Source organism: Kordia algicida OT-1, assembly GCF_000154725.1.
Classification (GTDB): domain Bacteria; phylum Bacteroidota; class Bacteroidia; order Flavobacteriales; family Flavobacteriaceae; genus Kordia; species Kordia algicida.
In genome coordinates this window covers 4441251-4461099 of sequence record NZ_DS544873.1, presented here as the reverse complement: position 1 = coordinate 4461099, position 19849 = coordinate 4441251, and the positions used below count along the sequence as shown (strand labels likewise).

The following is a 19849-nucleotide window of genomic DNA, read 5'->3' as shown; positions in this document are numbered from 1 at the left end:
TATTTTTTTAGTTTGTAATTTCAATAATTACAGGTGATACTTTTTTGATACGTGGTCCTGAGCTTTTCGCTTTCACGTTTAAAATTTGTACCGTTTGTCCTCTCCTAGCTCTGTTTAAAGCTCCTTTAGCTCTAGAGTCTAACTTATTTCCTCTTACCGTAATTGTTGGTTGTCCAGGAACTTTAAAGTCAAACTGAGTCACTGTTAATGGTAAATCAAAGTCAAAGTCATCTAGTTTAGCTTCAACAGTTCCTTTTCCTACACCAGATTTACTCATTTTTGTTGCTCCTGCAACACCTCTAAAGTAACCTGTTGGCGCAGGAATTTCTTTAATTCTAAATGTTTTCTTATCTCCTGCAGTTGAACCATCGTCAAGTTTAGCGGTTACGTTAATTGTTACGTTGGCTCCAGTAGTAGGACGCATTACGTATTTCCCATTTCCAACTTTCTTTAAGCCACTTGCACTTGCATTTACTTTATTGTCTGGCACACCTGCAAAAGAAATAGTCATTGGGTTGTCAACTCCACGGTATACAACGTTCATTTTATCAGCAGAAATTGTTGCTGAGTTTGGACGTGGTACTACTACATAGTTAGCTGAAAAAGGAATTGGTAATTCTTCTCCTTTTTCTACAAAAGTAAACACACCAGTTACTTCGTGCTCACCTACATTACCCGTTTTGAATCTAATTCGAGCATTTCCTACAGAATCTTTATTCTTTTCATCATCTAGAGACACCTCATTTCCGTTAACGTTTAATTTTATAGGAGGTACATTAGCATATTTTCCAAGCACCACTGTACCTTGATATTCTTCTCCTGCGAAGTATGCATTCTTGGTAGGAAGTACAATTGCCTCATAATTTTTAAGTGTAACTGCTTCATCCAAAGAGTTTCCTAGGAATAAATTATAAATATTAGCCTCAGTAGTTTTCACATCACTCTGCATAGCTGTTAACTTTGCATATGATGCGATTGCTGGAAAGCCTTTGTAGTTATAGTCTAAGTATCCTAACTCATCACCTTCATCATTAGTTACGTTAGATAAATCAAAACGCTTATCGAAATTTGCTACAGCTTTGGCATACGTTTGATCTTCACCTAAAATAGATTTTATATCTTTTTTATAGTCACGAATCTTTGCCATTACTTCTTCACCTTCTTTTGTTAAACGATCTCCAGTAAACCACTTTTCATCTAAGTAGTCACCTTTGTCCATTTTTTCAGAAGGTAAGCTTCCATCTTCTTCTCTTTCATATCCTCCACCTTTAAGAATGTCTTGCTTTAAAGTTTCTAAATATGCATCAAAGTTATCTGAAATAGCTTGTACTCGTTGTGCTTTTTGTGCTGGAACACTAAATTTAGCTGGTTGATCTTTTGCTTTTTGATTTAATCCTTTGATAAGAGTTTTATTGGACTCACTTGTCAATTCATTTGTGCTCACAAATTTAGCATTCATTGAGCCAAATGCTGAGAGTACTTCTTTGGTCATCGTCATCGCGATCATTGCGATGAATACCAAGTACATCAGGTTAATCATTTTCTGCCTTGCAGATTGTTTTCCTCCTGCCATTTCTAATTAGTTTTTTTGGTTAATTTTTTGTTGAATTAAATTATACTACTAATTAGTTTTTGTTCATTGCAGATAACATTCCTCCATATACACCATTTAATGATGAAAGGTTTGAAGCTAATGATTGCATTTGCTCTTTTAGTTTCGCTGCGTTTTCAACAGCTTCTTCATTGATTGCTGCCTGACGATTAGCGCTTTCCATTTGTACTTTGTAAAGACTATTTAAAGATTCCATTTGCGCTGCCGCTAATGACATTTCTTCACTGTATTTCTTTGTTGAAGCTATTGCATCAACTGTTGGTGAGATACTTTTTGCTGCTCCTTCAAAGTTACGGATGCTTGTTCCTAAGCTTGACATTAATTCGCTATCAATTTTAGCGTCTTTTAATAAGTTATCTAATTTTTTAGATAATAATCCTTCTGCATCAGTTGCTTCTTGTTTTTTAGCTTTAGCTTTAGCTGATCCTCCAGCTAATTCAGGGTATACTAATGACCAATCTAGATCGTCGCTTTGTCTTTCAAAAGCTGAGTATGTAAATACAAGTGCTTCAACAATCATTCCTACTGTTAAGATGAAACTTCCATAAGGCCAGTGCTGAATTTTAAATAATGCTCCTACAATTACAATTGCCGCTCCAAGTCCATATACCATGTTCGTTAGCGTAATCTTGCCATTCTTTGCCATAATAATCTAATTTTTAGTTTAGTGTTTAGTTAATAAAATTTAAGTGTTGGGTTAACCGTGGTTTATTTTTAGTATTTTGATAATTATCTTGGTCCTTTTCCTACTACATCTGTTCCCATGTAGCTTTGTACCGTTCTGAATCCGATATAACTTCTTGCAGAGTCTCTGTATTCAAAATCTCTTGTACTTACTTGTAAGAAGTATTCAACATCTTTCCATGATCCTCCACGAATTACTTTACGTTTGTTTAAGGTATCATTTACGTTTGGACTCATCGTTGACATGTATTCGTATGAGCTTGGATCATAAGATGATGCTGTCCATTCTGCTACGTTACCAGCCATATTGTATAAGTTAAAGTCATTTGGCTCGTATGATTCAGCTTCTACTGTGTATAGTGCTTGATCTGCTGCGTAGTTTCCTCTTAGTGGTTTAAAGTTAGCTAAGAAACAACCTCTATCATTCATAGTGTAAGGTCCTCCCCAAGGATATGTTGCTCCTTCGAGTCCGCCTCTTGCCGCATATTCCCATTCTGCTTCAGACGGTAATCTGAACTTGTTAATCATGTGACGTTTTCTTTCTTTTCTGTAGATATTCTTTTTAAGTGTTCTCCACTCACAGAATGCTTTTGCTTGTTTCCAAGTGACACCAACAACTGGGTAATCATTATAAGCATCATGCCAGAAATAATCGTTGTGCATTGGCTCATTGTATGAGTATTCGAAGTCACGAATCCAAACCGTTGTATCTGGATAGATTTCTAAGTTTTCTCTTTTGATGAATTCCGTACGCTTCATGCCTTTGTTTTTGGCAGCAGCTTGAATATCCATCCAAGTGTATTGAAATCTTACTTTAGTCCAATCAATTGTACGTTGTCCGTTGTATGATTCTGCTTCTGGTATTAACATTGAATCCATAACCTCAGCGTAGAATTCGTCTGGAATTTCAGAGTAATCCCAAATTAATTCCTCGTCTCGATTCAATCTTCTTCCTTCGTATCCTGTATCACCAAGACCGACATAGTTTTCTAGATTGTATTTTTCCCAAGCGGTAAGATCTGCAGTATCTGCATCTTTAAATGCATATTTTGCTATTCCATCTTCAGCAGGATCTGTTTTTCCTTCCTCATCAGCTAAGATTGCCAATTTAGTTCTGATTATAGAATCTCTTACCCAATACACGAATTCTCTGTATTCACTGTTCGTGATTTCAGTTTCGTCCATGTAAAACGAAGGAACTGTAACTGTTTTAGTAGGTGCATTTTTGGTTTGAGCAATATCGTCATCAGATTTACCCATAATAAAGGAACCACCTGGAACTAGCGTCATACCATAAGGCTTTTCAGGATGCCATTTTTTTCCTTTGACACCGACTAGCTCACCTCGATCTTTAGAACCACAGCTATAAAGAAATGCTAAAACGGCTGTTAATACAACAATCTTTTTCATACGGAATTATTGAGGTTAATACGTTTTTTATAGATTTTAAGGGCGTAAACCTATCTATTTATTTTTAAAAAAACAATTTTTTATTCTAAAAACTAATGGTTTTGAATTGCTTTTTCTAAATATATTTTAAGGTTTTCTTAACACGCTTATTTAATTTATACTTTTTTTATACGCCATCCACCATCTTTCAGGGACAATTTGATTGCAAGCATTCAAATAATCTTGGTGTGTGCAAGGTAATAACGTATGTCTTTTTAATTTATTATTCAAACTTGAAATAAATGGTATTTCTATCCACCATCTTTCTGTTTTGTTGCTCTTGTAAAAAATCATTTCTTCTACATCGTTTGGCACAATATACTTTAAGTAATCGTCTTTTGAAGTAAATGGATAATCATTTACACGATAATTGACACCTTCCACAAAATACCAAATCATTTGTGCCACCAACATTGCCGTGATTTCTTCATCTTTAGAGTTACGATATTCAAAAATACCAAATGATGATACTTTGTCACTGATTCCAGCATATCGACTTATGGCACAGATTTCTTTTCCGTCTAAACCATTGGGCGATGTGTTTTGATTTCCGCTTACTTCTGATGCTTTTACAGCAGATAAGTCAATTCCAACAATATCTGCATCACGCGTAATTGGTTCTACAATACTAATATCATTTGAGACTTGCCCTAAACGATAGGCATCAAAGAATAGTTTTTGCATTAAATCTATTTCTTCTTGCGCATTGAAATAGGTTTGATAGCCAATATTACTATAATTAAATAGATTGTGCGGTGCTTCTACAATAATTTTTCCCATGTAGGATGTATTGCTGAGCGTCTGACTTACGGCTCCAAAGTCAAATTTACTATCTACATTGACTATATTAACGGTTTGTTCAAGATTATCGTATGCGCGATACATAGCATACATTAAATCCTGACTTCCTCCTAGTATGATGGGAATGATGTTTTTTTTAAGCAACGGCTCCATGATGGTTTTTAAAGCCGCATAAGTGTCATTGACTGTTTCTCCTTTTTGCAAATTTCCTAAATCTACAATTTTATGACTCCAGTTTCCTGGAAAGAGACTGTACAATGCTTTTCGAATTTCTAAGAGATCAAGGTTTTCACCCAAGTAGTTAATGTCACTACGATTTTCTAATACAGCAATGATGGCAAATTTTGCGTCTGCAACCGTTTGAGGAATTCCATTTTTGGACGTATGAATGTCCATTTTATTCCCTAATGCCTGACTGGATAGCAGTTCATTATGAGCCATCAATAGGTCATTGACAGGCGATAAAAATTCAAATTCCATTATTTTTTAGCTTTTGCTTTGGGTTTCGCTTTTGCCTTTGTTTTTGTTTTAGCTTTTGTTTTTTTCTTCGGAGCTTTGTCCTCAATCATTTTTTGAACTTCTTCCAAGGTAAGTTTTGTAGCATCAACAGTTTTTGGAAGTTCTATTTTTGTTTTTCCTTTGATAATATTACTTCGTCCCCAACGTGCTTTTTCTACTCGAATTCCTTCTTCTTCCCAGTTGTGAATTACTTTTTCGCGCTCTTTTCTCTTTTTGTCTTCTATGAGTTCTTCAATGTCTGCTTTTGAAAGATTGTCAAAATCATATTTTTTATTCACGTTGATAAAGATGCCGTTCCACTTTAAGAAAGGTCCAAAACGACCAACACCTTTGGTAACATCGTGTCCTTCGTATTGTGCAATTGGCGTATCTGCTTTTTCACGTGCGTCAATTAATTCTTTGGCTCTATCCATTTCCACACTTAGCGGATCTTCTCCTTTATCAAGCGAAATGAATTTTTTTCCAAATTTTACATACGGACCGTAACGACCATTGTTTACCTCAACCGTTTCGCCTTTGTATTCTCCAAGCGTTTTTGGCAATTGAAATAAATCCATGGCTTCTTCATACGTAATGGTATTTAGTTGCTGATCTGGACTTAGGCTGGCAAATTTTGGTTTTTCTTCATCGTCAACCGTTCCTATTTGTACCATTGGTCCAAATTTTCCTAAACGCACACTTACTTGTTTTCCTGTTTCTGGATCAGTTCCTAAGATACGTTCACCAGATTCACGTTCGGCATTTTCTTTGACGTCTTCTACTTTTGGATGGAAATCTTTGTAGAAATCCTTCATCATGTCTTTCCATTCTTCGTTTCCAGAAGCAATGTCGTCAAAGTCTTGCTCTACTTTTGCTGTGAAATTATAATCTAATATGGATGAGAAATTTTTCACCAAGAAATCATTTACAATCATTCCAATATCAGTTGGTACTAATTTCCCTTTGTCTGAACCTACTTTTTCTGTGAGTTCTTTTTCTATGATTTTATCTCCTTTGAGCGTAAGTTGTTCGTATTTTCTTTCGACACCTTCTACCGTTCCTTTTTCGATATAACCTCTGTTTTGAATGGTAGAAATGGTTGGCGCATATGTAGATGGTCGTCCAATTCCTAGTTCTTCTAGTTGTTTTACCAAAGAAGCTTCCGTAAAACGATATGGTGCTTTTGTATAGCGTTGTGTTGCTGAAATGAATTCGTTGGCAAGTTGCTCACCTTCTTTTAACGCTGGCAACATGCCGTCTTGTTCTTCGTCTTCATCATCTTTTCCTTCAAGATATACTTTTAAGAATCCTTCAAATTTTAATACTTCTCCATTTGCGGTAAAAAGTTCGTTATGCGTATTGGCTTCTATTTTGGCGTTGGTACGTTCTAGTTTAGCATCGCTCATTTGTGAAGCTAACGTACGTTTCCAGATTAATTCGTATAAACGCACTTGATCGTATTCTGCATCTACCGAATGGTTTTCCATGTTGGTAGGACGAATTGCCTCGTGTGCTTCTTGTGCACCTTTTGCTTTGCTTTTGTAGTTTCTTGGGTGACTGTATTCTTCTCCGTAAGAACGAATTATTTCCGCCTGAGCGGCATTTTTTGCATCGTTAGAAAGGTTTACACTATCCGTTCTCATATACGTTATGTACCCTGCTTCGTATAAACGCTGTGCTAAGGTCATAGTTTTGCTTACGGAAAAATAGAGCTTTCGCGATGCTTCTTGTTGTAGTGTTGATGTGGTAAATGGTGCCGCTGGTGATTTTTTTGCTGGCTTCGTTTCTAAGCTGGCAATTTTAAAATTGGCTCCAACATTTTTTGCTAAGAATTTTTTTGCAGCATCATGTGTTGGAAATGTTTTATTGAGTTTTGCTTTGAATTTTTTTCCTTGCGAGTTTAAAAATTCTGCGGCAATTTTAAACGATGCTTTTGGTTTGAAATCTTGAATGCTTCGTTCTCTTTCTACAATTAAACGTACAGAAACTGACTGCACACGTCCGGCAGATAATCCGCCTTTTACTTTTCTCCAAAGTACTGGTGATAGTTCGTAACCCACCAATCTGTCTAAAATTCTTCGTGCTTGTTGCGCATTGACCAAATTGTAATCAATATCTCTTGGATTATCGATTGCCTTTAGGATTGCTGTTTTGGTGATTTCGTGAAAAACAATTCGTTTTGTACGCTCCGGATCTAGTTTTAATGTTTCTGCCAAATGCCACGCAATCGCTTCTCCTTCACGATCTTCATCACTTGCGAGCCAAACAGTTTCTGCTTTCTTCGCTAAGTCTTTTAGCTTTTTTACTACTGATTTCTTGTCGTCAGAGACAATATATTCAGGTTCAAAATCGCCATCAACATTTACACCTAATTCTTTGGATGGTAAGTCCGCAATGTGACCAAAACTTGATTCCACTTTGTAATCTTTTCCAAGAAATTTTTCAATCGTTTTTGCCTTTGCAGGTGACTCAACAATTACCAGATTCTTTGCCATATATCGTTTTTTCAGAGTACAAAAGTATGTAGATTTTTAAAAATGGGCACATTTTTTTCTGTTTATACTTTTTTTACACCAATAATGTTTTACTTTTTTTAGGCTTAAAAATCATACTTTACACCAATGGTGAATGCTCCAAATTTCTTATCTCCAAGGTAATTTATGTAGGGTGAAAATTCGTATTTAAAGACCAATCCAATTTTTTGATAGTTGAGTGCCGTAAACAATCCGTAGTTAATTTTTCGCTCTAAGAAATTGGCTTTAATGTTGTTGAAAAGCTCGTTGTTGGGCGAATAGAATTCATAACCAAGATACGTTCCTGCTTCTACTCCGTAGTTTCCAAAGCGTTTTTCTACACTCGAAAGTATGTTAAAACTCAGTTCGCCTCTGTTGAAACTTAAGGAATCATTTTTGAAGCGTAAGTTTCTGAATTGCAATGAAGCGCCATAGTTAAGATAAAAATCATTTTTTAACTTTTTTTCTTCGGTGTAAGATACTTCAAAAACGTACGATCCTGAGAATTTGTAATCGTTTGGCGATGTAAAACCATTGAAACCAACCATTAAATCTAGGTTTTCATATACTTTTTCTGCTTTGGATGCTTTTTTACGTTTTTGACGTTTCTTTTTTAGTTTGTCTGGCGCAATTAGTTGCCAATCGTATAGTTTGAGTCCTGCGCCGTTGAAGTTTACGTCTTCTTCATCTGCGGAAGCGATATTTTCTAAAGTATCAAATTGAGTTCCGTTACCTGTTTTTATTTTTGAAGCGACACGATTATGATTGTTGTTTTTGTTTTCGTTGTTCAATCGCGAATTGATTCTAGTCTGTGAATTAGCAATACCATTTTTCTCTCCATGCAAGTTGTTAGCAGTTTGCTGTTGATTTGTATTTGTTTTTTCAGTTTGCGTTACTATAGTGTTTGATTCAGCTTGACTGGAATCAGTTGCGATTGTGTCTGAGTTTGAAATTGAATCTGAAATTGAGTTTGAATCTGAAGTTGAAGTTGAATCTGAATTCGTGTTCAAGTTCGTATTCGATTTTGTATTTACTACAGAAGTATTTTCGCTAGTTGTGTTTGAGTGTACTCCAATATAAATTCCGAGTGAACCTATCAATGTCAAGAGAAAAAGATAGATAAAGAGTCGTTTGCGTTTTTGACGCTTCATTTTTTGCTGCACCATATTCCAACCATCAGTAGATGGATTCAGTGTACGATCTGAAAGTTCGCTTTTGGCAAGCGAATCTATGTAATCAAAGTCTTCCATTAGCTTTTTTATGGTTTTGCAATTGTTCTTTTAATAGTTTTCGCGCTCTGAATAAGCGTGTTTTTGAAGTTGCTTCTGGTATTTTAAGCAATTCCGCAATTTCTTTGTGTGCATATCCTTCTACAGCATAGAGATTGAATACTAATTTAAATTCTATTGGAAGTTGCTCTACGAGTCGCTGAATTTCTGAAACTTCTGCTACTGGTTTTTGAAAGGTTTTTTGTTTCTCCAGAATGATTTCACTTTGAGAAGCAATGACAAATTTCTTTTTTCGTAGAAACGACAAACTTTCCCGAATCATTATTTTTCGAATCCAACCTTCAAAACTTCCTTCGTTTTTATATTTTTTTATATTGAAAAATACTTTTACAAAACCATTATTCATGGCTTCTTCTGCAAGCGTTCTGTCGGAAATAAAGTTGTTACAAGCTGCTAACATTTTGGGTGCAAAGGTGTCATAAACCGCTTTTTGAGCAAGTTCATCACCTTTGATTAACCCTTGTATGTTATGCGCTTCTGCGTTTGTTTTTTCCAAAAACGTTTCCCCTATTTGGTTGTTTTGTATTTGAATTGTTCTTAGCAAGTTGTGGATCTGATTGTTATCGGAATGATAAAAAATTCATCACTTGAAGCATAATACACTCGCACATAAATAGTTTGTTCTTGTGTAATGTTTTGATATGATTCTTGCGATAATGGATTGACTTCTAAGTCTGCATCCATTTGTGTTTCATAGAATGCAATGCTATCGTTTTCCGTTAATACTTCTAAATCTTCAATTTGCAGAATGCAAGGTATGTAATCTTGGAATATAAATTCTGAAATTTCTGAACCATCAATGTCTTCACATTCTGAAAAGATGAGTTGCGTACAGTAATTTTCTTCTTCACATTCTTTAGTTAAGGTAAAACTTGTGTCATCTTTTGTAAACGTCATAGTTTCCTCAGAGAGTATTTGCGTTTTCCAGTCAAAATTCCAGTCATCACCTGTCATTCCTTCGTCGTTAAAGTTGACATTCGTGTGCAATTCGTCTTCAATAAAATATACGATCCACGTTCCTTCGTGCAATTCGCCGTTGTTGTAAAATTTGAAAGTTCCGTCATCAGCTACATCAAAAACAGCATGTTCGTAAGTATCTTCGTTTTCATCGTTATGGCTTACTACCCAAACACATTCTTGCAATAATAAACGACATTGTCCTGCAAGTTCTTCTTGTTGTGCTTCAATACAATCGTCAATAGACTGCTTGAGTTCTTCTTTGTTTTGAATTAAGAATTCTTCACCACTTTCTAAAATACTTTGTATTGGAAAATTGATTCCAATGCTGTTTCCATCAGATATATTATCTAAAATAAAACTAAAGTTTTCATCGCTTGAAACTACATATTCATTTACAGGTAATAAATCAGTACCAAATTCTACCAAAGTAAATGAATAGAGAAATTTGATACAGGTAATTTCATCTTCATCATCTGTTTCTGCTACACGTTCAATCAGATTAAAAAGTTCAGATTCTTTTTGGATTAAGTTTTCAATGTCAACCGTTCCTACTTCTTCATTATCATCTAAATCGGAACATGAAAATATAAGTGTTCCTATAATACATAGAGATATTATTTTTAAAAGTTGCTTTTTCATATGTGGTTTTGTTAATGTTTTTTGTTTCTATTTATATAGACGTCTCTTTTTTTGAGAAAGTTCCCGAGTTCTAAAAAATTTATTTTAATCTAGTGTTGCTGAATAGATAGACCAATCTAGCAAGCCTCCAACATTTTCACCATATATTACATACATTTTATTGCCGATTAGGCACATTCCTTGAATGGTATCATTTGGATTTGAACTATCTAAATTGTGTGATAAGTCTTGATAGGTATTGTCAAACGTATTGAATACACTGATAGTATTGCGTACACCTTCTCCAACTTCTGCAACAGAAGCTATGTAAATTAAATTTTGACGTGCTTGCACAAAGGTAATTGCTGCCGTTTGTGTCATTTGTAATGTTTGTACGGCACTTGGATTGTCTAAAGGAACAATATATATTGTACTTTCTTCTGGTTCTGCAAAAAATGGCACTACTGTTTTTCCTCCAAAAACAAACAAACTATTTCCAACAATTGTTGCTTCAGCACCATATCGAGCTTCTGGAAGATTTGCGAACTCTGTGTATGCTTGTGTTTGCATATTATATTTATAGATGCGAGAAGGATCTGCATTTGGACGTCCGCCTACAATGTAAATATCATCACTTAGAATTGCTGATCCAAAATATATAGCTCCATCGAGAAGTCCATTTTGAGTACCATGTCCTAAAAATTCAAGTGAATTTAAGTTATAATTATCAACTGTTAGTGTGTTTACTATTGCCAAACGATCACCTGATATGTGAATCCTTTTATCTGAATAATGACTATACTCGTGTATTACTTCTGTTTGCATCTGCGTAGTCATGTCAATTTTTATCAATTTCTGATTATGTATATCATCTTGAGCAGCAATGTAAATACTATTTTGACTATTAGAACCTAGCATTCCTGTAGAGCTGGTATAATTTAGTACTGTTTGAAATGTTAGTTCTTCCGTAAATTGAAGTGACGTATTTTCTACAGAAGCATAATCTTGTGCTGTTTTAGGAACTAACGTAAGCAGTAATTCTGTGGTGTTTCCCATAGAAAAGTTTGCTATAATAGAACCATTTTCCTGTATTTCGTATGTCATATTTGAGTTTGAAGAAAATTGTGTAGCGCTTTCCGATTGAAAATTATACGAGTAATTTTCTGGAGCTACATAATAGTCTTGCTTGGCTTGCTGTGCATTTGTTGCGTTATATTGGATAGCATGACCTTGTCGCCACTGTATAGTAGTATCGGTAAATACAAACTCGTCATCCACAACATTAAAATTTGAAGAAACATCAATGATGTTTTGCCCGTTTTTCAATTCAGCCTGACTTATTCTCCATACTTTTTCATCATTTCCTGATAATAGCTGAATGCTTGCCGCTCGTAATTCGTCAAGAGAAGATGAATTATCAACAGGCGTGTTTCCATCATCGGAAGCACATGATATCATACAAATTGTGATAAGACTTAGCAATATTTTTTTCATTGGTAACTTTTTTTGGTTTCTATTTATATAGACGCGTTACTTTTTGAAAAAGTTCCCGAAAAACTAAAAAAGTCTATTCTTCTCAAAAAAATAGACTTCTCATTTATTGTAAGAATTGTAGTAATTAACTATTGAATAGTAAATTCACTTATGAGTTCAATTCCTGTTTCTGTGTAGTTGTATTGTGTCAATGTATTGTTACCAATCATCAGCAATCTCTCGTCCATTGGAATGACGTCATATGCATTGATATTGGTATAGTTTTGAAGTAATTGTAAGTTTGAAATATCTGACTTATTGTATACTTTTAATCCTGAAGCACCATCACAAATAAAAAGTTGATCGCCTTTAATTCCCAAACCATACGGTTCGTCCATAATATAGGTTTCTTCTAGTTGCGGATTGTAGATGTCTGAAATATTTACAATTTCCAATCGGCTTTCCAGCATTTGCGCATCTCCGTTCATACAACTTGTGCCAGCACGAAGTGTAATGTATGCATAATCGCCATCGACAACGACAGGATCACAAAATCGCATATGATTAAATTCTGATAGATATTGCGGCGAACTTGGTTGCGAAATATCATATATAAACATTCCTGTTCTGCTTCCAATAAATAATTTATCGTCTTCATGGAAAATCGTTTCTGCTTCCCAAGTCACATATTCCTGTCCGACTTTTACAGGAGACGCTAAATTTTGAATATCAAATACATTAATACTGCTATTATCTACCACATATAAATGATCGTTTACAATTTTAAAACGCGCTAAAGATCCGCCAGTACCTGTTCCGCCACCACCAGCAGTTGCGTTGTCTAATGTTTCGTAATAAATATCATCAGCTACTTCTCTACGTTCTACCGTAATATCCCAACCAATAATAATATCATTATAACTATCATAGTCGTCAAAATTATACAAATCTGCATCTTCAGGATAGGCTATTGCTTGATAGTTTTCAATGACATTTTCTACATGTCCAATCATTTGTATGTTGGTAATTTGACTGATATCAAAAACAACCAAATCGCGTCCGCTATCGGCATACAAATAATTCCCTTTGATGGAAACGTCTCGGTTTAACGGAATTTTTAAGAAGTTGATTAATGTTGGTTGTGCAGGATTTCTATTATCAATAATATGAACGCCTTTATCTACATCATTCACAAATATGTATTGTTGATATGCATATATTTTTCCTGATTCCACGATATCTTGCGCTGGCAATACTTCTATGGAAGCACGCAATTCTGCTGTAGTAATTGTAATGGGTGTGGCTACATTAAGGTATTCATATTCTTTATCATTAGAACACGAGATAAAAAAGCAGCCTACAAAAAATAAAAGTAAATAGTTGAATTTCATGGCATGTATATTTTGATTGATCTACAGAGTAGATGCTAATTTACTAAAAAGGTTGCGTCTTTCTTTACGTTATTTATTTAACATGTCATTATGTCATATATTTTGAAATAATTCTATCTTTGCATCTTAATTGAACGTGATTTCAAGGTTTAGAATACATTTACATGGAGAAGATTATTGACGAAAGCAAACAAGGAGAACATATTGTTTTAGCTGAAAATCCTAAAAACACCCGAAAGCTGTACATTGAAAGTTATGGCTGTCAAATGAATTTTGCCGATAGCGAAGTAGTTGCTTCCATTTTAGCAAAAGAAGGATTTAATACCACAAATCGTTTGGAAGAAGCAGATTTGGTATTGGTAAACACATGTTCTATCCGCGACAAAGCGGAACAAACTGTGCGCAAACGTTTGGAAAAATATAATGCAGTAAAACGACACAATCCGAAAATGAAAGTTGGCGTGTTGGGTTGTATGGCAGAACGCCTGAAAAGTAAATTTCTCGAAGAAGAAAAAATTGTAGACATGGTTGTTGGACCTGATGCCTACAAAGATTTACCAAATTTAATTCAGGAAATTGATGACGGACGAAATGCCGTAAACGTCGTACTTTCTAAAGAAGAAACCTATGGAGATATTTCGCCTGTGCGTTTAAACACTAATGGAATCAACGCATTGGTTTCCATTACTAGAGGTTGTGACAACATGTGTACTTTCTGCGTAGTTCCTTTTACACGTGGACGTGAACGTAGTCGTGATCCGCAATCTATTTTAGAGGAAATTCAAGAACTTTCAGATAAAAATTTTAAAGAAATCACACTACTCGGTCAAAACGTAGATAGTTATTTATGGTATGGCGGCGGATTGAAAAAAGATTTTGATAAAGCTTCTGAAATGCAAAAAGCCACTGCGGTCGATTTTGCAAAACTACTTGATATGGTGGCGACGAAGTTTCCAAAATTAAGACTTCGCTTTTCTACCTCAAATCCGCAAGACATGCACGAAAGTGTATTTCACGTCATGGCAAAACACAGAAACATCTGTAAGCACATTCACTTGCCAGTACAAAGCGGAAGCAATCGAATTTTAAAAGAAATGAATCGTTTGCACACACGCGAAGAATATTTTGCACTCATTGATAAAATTCAGGAAATATTACCAGGTTGTGGTGTTTCTCAAGATTTAATTGCTGGTTTTCCAACAGAAACAGAAGAAGATCATCAAGATACACTTTCGTTGATGGAATATGTAAAATATGATTTTGGGTATATGTTTACCTATTCGGAACGCCCAGGAACGATGGCAGGAAGAAAAATGGAAGACGATGTGCCAGAAGCAACCAAAAAACGCAGACTTGCAGAAATCATAGAATTGCAACGCAAACACAGCGCGTTCAGAACCAAATCGCACCTCAACACCGTGCAAGAAGTTTTAATTGAAGGAACTTCCAAAAAGTCAGACGAACATTGGATGGGAAGAACTTCCCGAAATACAGTAACGGTTTTCCCAAAAGAAAACTACAAACCTGGAGATTTTGTAAACGTAAAAATATACGATTGTACTTCGGCAACCTTAATTGGGGAAGCTATTGGACTCTCTGAGAATAATTAAAAAACATAAACCATGAAAAAAACTCTTTTAATCACTTCGGTACTCTTAGCATTTTTCTGCTTTTCTTGTGATGACGAACCTTTAGACAGCAACATCGCTATTGAAAACCCAACAAGTGGTGGTGGAAATAATGGTGGTGGAAACAATGGCGGCGGAAACGGTGGCGGGAACAATGGTGGAGGAAACAACGGCGGTGGAAATAGCGGAACAACACTTTCTACATACACCTATGATGTTTCTACAAACGCACCAATTTTCGGAGAAATTATCACAGATACCGACTTTAATATTCAACAAGGATTGGTTGTAAGTCAAAATATCGATTTGACAATTTTTGGGACAATGACCAGTTCATTAAGCACCTACACTCGTGATGGAAATGGAAGAATCATCTCAATTCAAGACAATGCCAATAACGGTCAAAACACAACGACAATTACGTATACAGGAGACAATATTACGCAAATTGAATATGACTTTTCTGCTGATGATACTGACGATTATGTTTATACATTTACATACTCAGGAAACACAGTAACAAAAACGGTTGAAGGCACTAACTCAACAGCTGTTTTTACGTTTGACAGCAATAGCAGACTCACACGTTTAGAATCTTTTGAAAATGGTACTTCCACACAAGTAGAAACACTTACATACGCAGCAGATGGAAACTGTACCCAAACATCTGTAGAAGCCAACGGAAGCACCACAACAAATACATATACATACGATTCGTTTACAAATCCTTTAAAAGCAGTTTTCGCAGACACGTATCTAATCTCTGTTTTTAATGGCGATCCAGAAGATGAAGTAGGTGCAATCATTGCCAACTTTCACAGTAGTAACAATTGGATTGGCGGAAACACAAGCGAAGGTTCATACAATTTTAACCCAATGTATGATACCAATAATAACATTTTAAGCAAAGGCGGAAACTATGATTTAGGTGATGGCGTAACCGTAACTCAATCTGAGGTATATCAATACTAAAAATTGATGTTGTAAAACGTAAAACATTAAAACCGATACCGATGAAAAAAACCATAATCATAACTACAACAATTCTAGCTTTTTGCCTTTTTTCGTGTGATAATGAACCGTATGAAGGTGAAATTATCATAGAAACATCATCAGGCAATCCGACTGATCCTATTAATCCAAATCCAGATCCTGTTGATCCAAACCCAACAGATCCTACAGGTGGCTCATTGCAACTTTCTGATTATGATTACATGAAAAGTTTTTCGTCAACTACGGGCGATGAAACTTCATTTACGGCAGATTTTGTGATTAATTTAAATAATCAATTCACCGCTCAAAACACAACACTAACTATTTTTGGAATTACTGTCAATGGTGTTGGAAATATTATTAGAGACGAAAACAGTAGAGTAAGAGAAGTAAGAACTACGGTTGATGGCGTTTTGGTGAATAGAACCTCTGTAAGTTACACGCTAGACAAAATATCCACAATCATGTACGAAGATTTAGAAGATGCTTCTGAAAACTTCACATTCTCATACATTCATGCAAATAACGTGGTAACGCGCACGAAAGAAGGAACTAATTTTTCTACCAGATTCACATTTGATCCATCCACAAGCAAACTCATGCTAAGAGAAACTATGGAAAATGGAATGACAATCAAAACAGAAACCATTTCGTATGACAGCAACGGAAATCTTACCTCATCTGTAATTACAGGGCAAGATGCCAACACCTTTACATATACGTATGATAACAACACAAATCCGTTGCGAAACTCGCTAAACGACTTGTACGCATTCTCTATTTTAAATGATGAATACGACGATCAATACGAACATTGGCAAGCAATGATTTACAGCAACAACAACGTTACTAATGTTAGTACAACGCAAGGAAACTCAAACTTAAACGTTGAATATGATGCTGGAAATAGAATCATCAATCGAAACGGAACTATTTTTTCGTCCTTGCCAAATATTGCTGATGATACTACCATTACTATAAACGAAACATTTCAATACATAAATTAAAAAAAGAACAACAAACACATGGAATCCATACAAGCAATCAAACAACGTTTTGGTATTATTGGCAACGATGCTGGGCTCAATCGTGCTATTGAAAAAGCCATGCAAGTAGCGCCAACAGATATTTCTGTGCTAGTAACGGGTGAAAGTGGAGTTGGAAAAGAAAGCATTCCCAAAATAATTCATGCACTATCACACAGAAAGCACGGAAAATATATTGCTGTAAACTGCGGTGCAATTCCTGAAGGAACGATTGACAGTGAATTATTCGGACACGAAAAAGGTGCATTTACAGGCGCAACGCAAACCCGAAGTGGATATTTTGAAGTTGCCGATAACGGAACGATCTTTTTAGATGAAGTGGGAGAATTGCCACTCACAACGCAAGTACGTTTACTCAGAGTCTTGGAAAATGGCGAATTTATCAAAGTAGGTTCATCCAAAGTACAGAAAACCAACGTTCGTATTGTAGCCGCAACCAATGTAAACATGTTTGAAGCCATCAAAAAAGGAAAATTTAGAGAAGATTTATACTATCGTTTAAGTACGGTTGAAATTTTACTTCCGCCATTGCGAGCACGAAAAGGTGACATTCATTTATTATTTCGAAAATTTGCTTCTGACTTTGCCATGAAATATAAAATGCCTTCCATTCGTTTGGATGAAATTGCTACTGAAATGTTGACAAAATACCGTTGGAACGGAAACATTCGTCAACTAAGAAACGTTGCAGAGCAAATTTCCGTTTTGGAAGAAGATAGAACCATTACTGCAGATACACTGCGTCAATATTTACCGAATACGACTGGAAACCTTCCTGCTGTGATTGAAAATTCAAAAAGTGAAAGTGACTTTAGTTCGGAACGTGAAATTTTGTACAAAGTGCTGTTTGACATGAAAAGTGACTTAAACGACTTAAAAAAACTCACCATGGAACTCATGCAAAATGGTGTTTCACAAGAAGTAAAAGACGAAAACGAAAGTCTCATTCAAAAAATATATGGTGATGATGAAAGTGAAGAAATTTTCCACGAAGACGAAGTTAATGCTCCTGTAAAATTATTACCATTAGCTCCAGAAGTTACCGTAATGCCAGAAGATAAATATCACTTTGCAGAAGATGTGGAAGAAGAAGAAACACTTTCTTTACACGACAAAGAATTAGAACTCATCAAAAAAGCACTAGAACGCAACAAAGGAAAACGAAAAGCCGCCGCAAAAGAATTGGGCATTTCAGAACGTACATTATATAGAAAAATCAAACAATTTGATTTATAAACACACGCATACATCAATGAAAAAGATAAAAATCATCATTGCAACGCTTATCGTAGCAATCACCATAACAAGTTGTGGAGTTTACAACTTTACAGGAACAGGAGATTTGAATGCCAAAACATATCAAGTCAACTTTTTCCAAAACAATGCACCAATTATTGAACCTGGATTGGATAGAGATTTTACACTTGCCTTACAAGATTTAATTCTAAACCAAACAAGTCTTGATTTGGTAAGAGCCAATGGCGATTTGGTTTACGAAGGCGAAATTGTAGAATATCGTGTATCACCAATGAGTGCCACAGCAAACAATACGGCAGCGCAAAACCGCTTAACCATTGGTGTGCAAGTTCGTTTTACACACAAAAACAGACCCGAAGACGATTTCGATCAGCGATTCTCTTTCTTCTATGATTATCCTGCAACCACACAATTAATCAACGTACAAGATGCGGCGTATCAAGAAATCTTTGAACGTCTCACACAAGATATTTTTAACGCGAGTTTAGCCAAATGGTAACATGAATATTTCTGATTTTACATACATATTACAAAATCCCGTACACATCAATGCGGCACAAACCAAAGCTATTGAAGCCATCACGAAAGAATTTCCATACTTTCAGGCAGCACGTGTGGTACATTTAAAAGGATTAAAAAATCAGGATAGCTTCAAATACAATCAAAGTTTAAAAACAACAGCTGCTTACACCACCGATCGCAGTATTCTATTTGATTTCATTACCTCAAAAAAGTTTGAGCAACATAAAATTTCGAGTACCATTACAGAATCACAGAACAACACCAAAGAAATTGAAGTTGAGGTAGAAGAAATCAAAATAGATAAAAATCTTCGTATGGAAGATGCGATCAAAACAAAACTTCAAGAAGCAAATGCTATTCTCGATCCAGAGTTATTTCAACCAAAAGCGACGCCAATTACTATTGCGGCTGTTCCTAATGATGACACAGAAGTTGAAGTTGAAAATGAGGTTGAAGCTGAAACTGATGTTAAAATTGAATCCGAAGTAATTTCCGAAGAAATAGCAAGCAACGAAAAAAAGAAAAAGAAAGACAAGAAGAAGAAAAAGAAAAAATCAAAAGACAAAAAAGTTGTCGCTGAAAAAACAGAAGTTGAAACTCTAGAAACAGAAGAAACTCCTGAACAAACTTTGGAACTTGGAAAACCACTTTCTTTTGATAAAAAGGAGAAACATTCTTTTTCAGAATGGTTACAATTAACCAACTTAAAACCCATAGATCGCTCTGATGAGGTAGAAACTAAGGTTAAAACTGAGCCAAAAATCACAATCAAAGCAGAAAAAAAGGAAGAAACTACACCAAAAATTGATGCAACAATTGAAGTTTCAGAAGAAGAAAAACAAAAAAGATTTGAACTGATAGACAAGTTTATAGACACAAATCCGAAGATAAAACCCAAGCCAACACTAGAAAAAACAATCAACTTGGCAAACGACACAAGCGTAGATCAGTCTATGTTAATGACCGAAACTTTGGCTAAAGTATATTTAGAACAAAAAAAATATAGAAAAGCAATTAAAGCTTATGATATTTTAATTTTGAAATATCCAGAAAAAAGTGGTTTCTTTGCAGACCAAATTCGAGCAATAAAAAAATTACAACAAAATAATTAATAT

The 19849-nt window shown here is 35.3% G+C and carries 16 protein-coding genes; 6 read left to right on the top strand and 10 right to left on the bottom strand.

The window, feature by feature from the left end; translation table 11 throughout:
- Window positions 1-7 precede the first annotated feature (7 nt).
- From porM to KAOT1_RS18985, 10 genes are all read right to left on the bottom strand, one after another.
- Window positions 8-1573: a type IX secretion system motor protein PorM/GldM gene (gene porM, locus KAOT1_RS19030; protein WP_007096531.1), complete on the bottom strand. Its 1566-nt coding sequence runs from the start codon at window positions 1571-1573 to the stop codon at window positions 8-10.
- Between the two features lie 52 nt (window positions 1574-1625).
- Entirely contained in the window at window positions 1626-2258 is a 633-nt protein-coding gene (gene porL, locus KAOT1_RS19025; RefSeq protein WP_007096530.1) for a type IX secretion system motor protein PorL/GldL, read from the bottom strand.
- 83 nt (window positions 2259-2341) lie between these two features.
- Window positions 2342-3706: a T9SS ring complex lipoprotein PorK/GldK gene (gene porK / locus KAOT1_RS19020; protein ID WP_007096529.1), complete on the bottom strand. Its 1365-nt coding sequence runs from the start codon at window positions 3704-3706 to the stop codon at window positions 2342-2344.
- A 150-nt stretch (window positions 3707-3856) separates the two neighbouring features.
- Window positions 3857-5026 (bottom strand): formimidoylglutamase, encoded by a 1170-nt coding sequence (locus tag KAOT1_RS19015; protein ID WP_007096528.1) that lies wholly within the window; start codon window positions 5024-5026, stop codon window positions 3857-3859.
- Window positions 5026-7539 carry a type I DNA topoisomerase gene (gene topA, locus KAOT1_RS19010; RefSeq protein WP_007096527.1) on the bottom strand — a complete coding sequence of 838 codons (2514 nt, stop codon included), beginning with the start codon at window positions 7537-7539 and terminating at the stop codon, window positions 5026-5028. The genes KAOT1_RS19015 and topA overlap by 1 nt, the downstream gene beginning before the upstream one ends.
- A gap of 104 nt (window positions 7540-7643) precedes the next feature.
- On the bottom strand, window positions 7644-8807 hold the full coding sequence (locus tag KAOT1_RS19005) for a hypothetical protein (RefSeq protein WP_007096526.1): 1164 nt from the start codon (window positions 8805-8807) through the stop codon (window positions 7644-7646).
- On the bottom strand, window positions 8794-9342 hold the full coding sequence (locus tag KAOT1_RS19000) for an RNA polymerase sigma factor (RefSeq protein WP_040560169.1): 549 nt from the start codon (window positions 9340-9342) through the stop codon (window positions 8794-8796). Before KAOT1_RS19000 ends, KAOT1_RS19005 begins: the two co-directional genes overlap by 14 nt.
- 41 nt (window positions 9343-9383) lie before the next feature.
- Complete coding sequence (locus KAOT1_RS18995) at window positions 9384-10445, bottom strand: hypothetical protein (protein WP_007096524.1); 1062 nt, start codon at window positions 10443-10445, stop codon at window positions 9384-9386.
- A gap of 84 nt (window positions 10446-10529) precedes the next feature.
- Window positions 10530-11918: a Kelch repeat-containing protein gene (locus KAOT1_RS18990; RefSeq protein ID WP_007096523.1), complete on the bottom strand. Its 1389-nt coding sequence runs from the start codon at window positions 11916-11918 to the stop codon at window positions 10530-10532.
- 128 nt (window positions 11919-12046) lie between these two features.
- A complete protein-coding gene (locus tag KAOT1_RS18985) occupies window positions 12047-13288 on the bottom strand; it encodes an LVIVD repeat-containing protein (RefSeq protein ID WP_007096522.1) in 1242 nt (413 codons plus the stop codon).
- Window positions 13289-13452: 164 nt separating this feature from the next.
- Between KAOT1_RS18985 and miaB the strand changes: the two genes are divergently transcribed.
- From miaB to KAOT1_RS18955, 6 genes are read left to right on the top strand one after another with little or no spacing between them, the layout of a single operon-like run.
- Window positions 13453-14898, top strand: a complete 1446-nt coding sequence (gene miaB, locus KAOT1_RS18980) for a tRNA (N6-isopentenyl adenosine(37)-C2)-methylthiotransferase MiaB (RefSeq protein WP_007096521.1) — start codon at window positions 13453-13455, stop codon at window positions 14896-14898.
- A 12-nt stretch (window positions 14899-14910) separates the two neighbouring features.
- Window positions 14911-15888: a hypothetical protein gene (locus tag KAOT1_RS23380; RefSeq protein ID WP_007096520.1), complete on the top strand. Its 978-nt coding sequence runs from the start codon at window positions 14911-14913 to the stop codon at window positions 15886-15888.
- 41 nt (window positions 15889-15929) lie between these two features.
- Window positions 15930-16916: a hypothetical protein gene (locus tag KAOT1_RS18970; protein WP_007096519.1), complete on the top strand. Its 987-nt coding sequence runs from the start codon at window positions 15930-15932 to the stop codon at window positions 16914-16916.
- Window positions 16917-16934: 18 nt separating this feature from the next.
- Window positions 16935-18191: a sigma-54 interaction domain-containing protein gene (locus tag KAOT1_RS18965; protein WP_007096518.1), complete on the top strand. Its 1257-nt coding sequence runs from the start codon at window positions 16935-16937 to the stop codon at window positions 18189-18191.
- A gap of 16 nt (window positions 18192-18207) precedes the next feature.
- The gene (lptE, locus tag KAOT1_RS18960; protein WP_007096517.1) at window positions 18208-18711 is read left to right on the top strand and encodes an LptE family protein; all 504 of its coding nucleotides are present in this window, start codon (window positions 18208-18210) and stop codon (window positions 18709-18711) included.
- Window position 18712: 1 nt separating this feature from the next.
- Complete coding sequence (locus tag KAOT1_RS18955) at window positions 18713-19846, top strand: tetratricopeptide repeat protein (protein ID WP_007096516.1); 1134 nt, start codon at window positions 18713-18715, stop codon at window positions 19844-19846.
- The last annotated feature ends 3 nt before the right edge of the window (window positions 19847-19849 follow it).